This is a genomic window from Reyranella sp., from assembly GCF_036558665.1.
In the GTDB taxonomy this organism is placed as follows: Bacteria; Pseudomonadota; Alphaproteobacteria; order Reyranellales; family Reyranellaceae; genus Reyranella.
Genome location: NZ_DATBFE010000107.1, coordinates 1 through 2,102, shown reverse-complemented (window position 1 = coordinate 2,102; position 2,102 = coordinate 1). Strand labels below are relative to the sequence as shown.

Annotated in this window: 3 protein-coding genes; 2 read left to right on the top strand and 1 reads right to left on the bottom strand. The window is 68.5% G+C overall.

Annotated elements, in window-relative coordinates; all coding sequences use genetic code 11:
- The coding region (locus VH499_RS16715; RefSeq protein ID WP_332053877.1) for an LLM class flavin-dependent oxidoreductase at positions 1–991 on the top strand (991 nt) is incomplete at its 5' end.
- A 2-nt stretch (positions 992–993) separates the two neighbouring features.
- Entirely contained in the window at positions 994–1,779 is a 786-nt protein-coding gene (locus tag VH499_RS16710) for an alpha/beta fold hydrolase (RefSeq protein ID WP_332053876.1), read from the top strand.
- Between the two features lie 57 nt (positions 1,780–1,836).
- On the opposite strand, the gene VH499_RS16705 is transcribed toward VH499_RS16710, so the two are convergent.
- Positions 1,837–2,102 (bottom strand): alpha amylase C-terminal domain-containing protein (locus VH499_RS16705; RefSeq protein WP_332053875.1); only part of this gene is annotated, 266 nt, incomplete at its 5' end.

The window sequence follows — 2,102 nt, the reverse complement described above, 5'->3', positions numbered from 1 at the left end:
CGACCCCGCGGTCGGCGCCGAAGCCCTGCGCGGCATGGTGGAGCGGGTGAGGTTCGTCGAACAACTCGGCTTCGACTGGGTCAGCGTGTCCGAGCACCACTACTCGCCGCGTATCCTGACGCCCTCGCCGGTCGTCTCCGCGACCTGGCTCGCGGCCCGCACCGAGCGGATCAAGATCGCCATGCTTGGCCCCATCGTCCCGGTCAGCAATCCGATCCGCATCGCCGAGGAGATGGCGATGCTCGATACCCTGGCGCCGGGCCGCATCGTTGCCGGCATGCTGCGCGGCACCACCAACGAATACCTCAGCTACGACCTCAATCCACGGGAGGCGCGCGCGCGTACCGACGAAGGGATGGAGCTGATCCTGAAGGCGTGGACCGAGCCGCAGCCGTTCGGCTGGCAGGGCCGCCACTTCCAGTACCGCACCGTCTCGATCTGGCCGCGCCTGCAGCATCCGCCCCCGCCGATCTACGCCCTCGGCACCAGCGCCGAGGCCGGCGAGTTCGCCGCGCGTCACCGTATCGGCCTCGGCGTTTCCTACGGCACGTTCGAGCTGATGGCGCAGGCGACGCGCCACTATCGCGAGCGCTGCGCCGAGTACGGCTGGCAGCCTGGGTCGGACGACATCATCTACCGCGCCAACATGATCCTCGGCGAAACCGATGACGAGGCCGAGGAAACGCTGCGCCGGCGTGACCGGCAGGCGGCGTTCCCGGTGCGGCCCGCGTTGCGTGAGGCGCTGCTGGCCGCCGACCAGCGCAACGTTGCCGGCGAGCGGCGGCCCGCGAATGTCGGCGGCGTGCTGCCGATCAGCTTCTGCGGCGGCCCTGAGCGAGTCATCGAACAGATTCGCCGCTGCCGCGAGGAAATCGGTGCCGGTGTGCTCGACCTGTCGCTGCAGGATCCCGGCACCGGCGATACCCAGGCGATGCTGCGTTCGCTGGAGCTGTTCGGGCGCAAGGTGCTGCCGCGCATTCGGGAGATCTGACCGTGGCATTCAGCGAAGGCTTCGTCGAGGCGGACGGTTTCCGCATCCGCTACATGGAAGCTGGCGAGGGCGTGCCGCTCGTGCATCTGCACGGCGCCGGCGGGATGCGGCTGACGCGGGCGCACGCGCTGCTGAGCCGGCGCCATCGCGTCATTGTCTTCGAGATGCCGGGCTTCGGCCTGTCGCCGGTGAACGAACGCACACGGACGCTGCGCGAACTCGGCGCGACCATGGGCAATGCGGTGACCGCACTCGGCATCGAGCGCTGCAACCTCATGGCCACCTCGTTCGGCGCGCGAGTCGCCCTGTGGCTGGCGCTGCAGCAGCCGGAGCGCGTGCAGGCATTGGTGCTGGAGGCGCCAGCGGCAATTCGTCCGTCCGGCCACCAACCGCCGTCGGGCACACAGGAACAGATCGCCCGCCAGCTCTATGCGCATCCCGAACGCGTCGAGCCGACGGCGCCCATCGATCCGGATGTGCAGGCAAAGCAGCGTGTATTGACCAGCCGTTTGCGTGGGCCGGACCGTGACACGGATCTCGAGGCGCGGCTCCACGACCTCGCGACCCCGACGCTCGTGCTGTTCGGCACGTCGGAGAAGGTCATCCCGCCGGAGATGGGACGGCACTACAAGACGCTGCTGTCGAACTGCCATCTGATGTTCGTGTACGACGCCGGGCATGAGATCAGCACCGACCGGCCCGAGGCGTTCGCCGATGTGGTCGCCGATTTCCTGGAGCGCCACGAGGCCTTTGTGATCAACCGCAAAGAGACGCTGATCAGCCCCTAGCCCGTGGTCGCCCGAGGCGGGACCGCCAGAGGGCGTGAATCACGGGCCACTGAGGGGTCAGCGATCCTGCGACAGGATCAGTGCCGCGTAGGGACCAAGCCCGACCGTGCCGGAGAAGGCCATCCCGTCGGCACTCTGTCCTGTCGCCACAAGATCGAGGCTGGGATGGTTGGTGAAGACATTGCTGTAGCCGGCCCAGTCGCTGTTGAACCGCACACGCCAGCGCCCGGCGCGCGGCAGCCCGATGCGGTAGTCGGCGTAGCTTCGGTCGGCAAAGTTTGCGACCACGACGACATCGTCTCCCGGCCCGCCCGCCTCCCAGC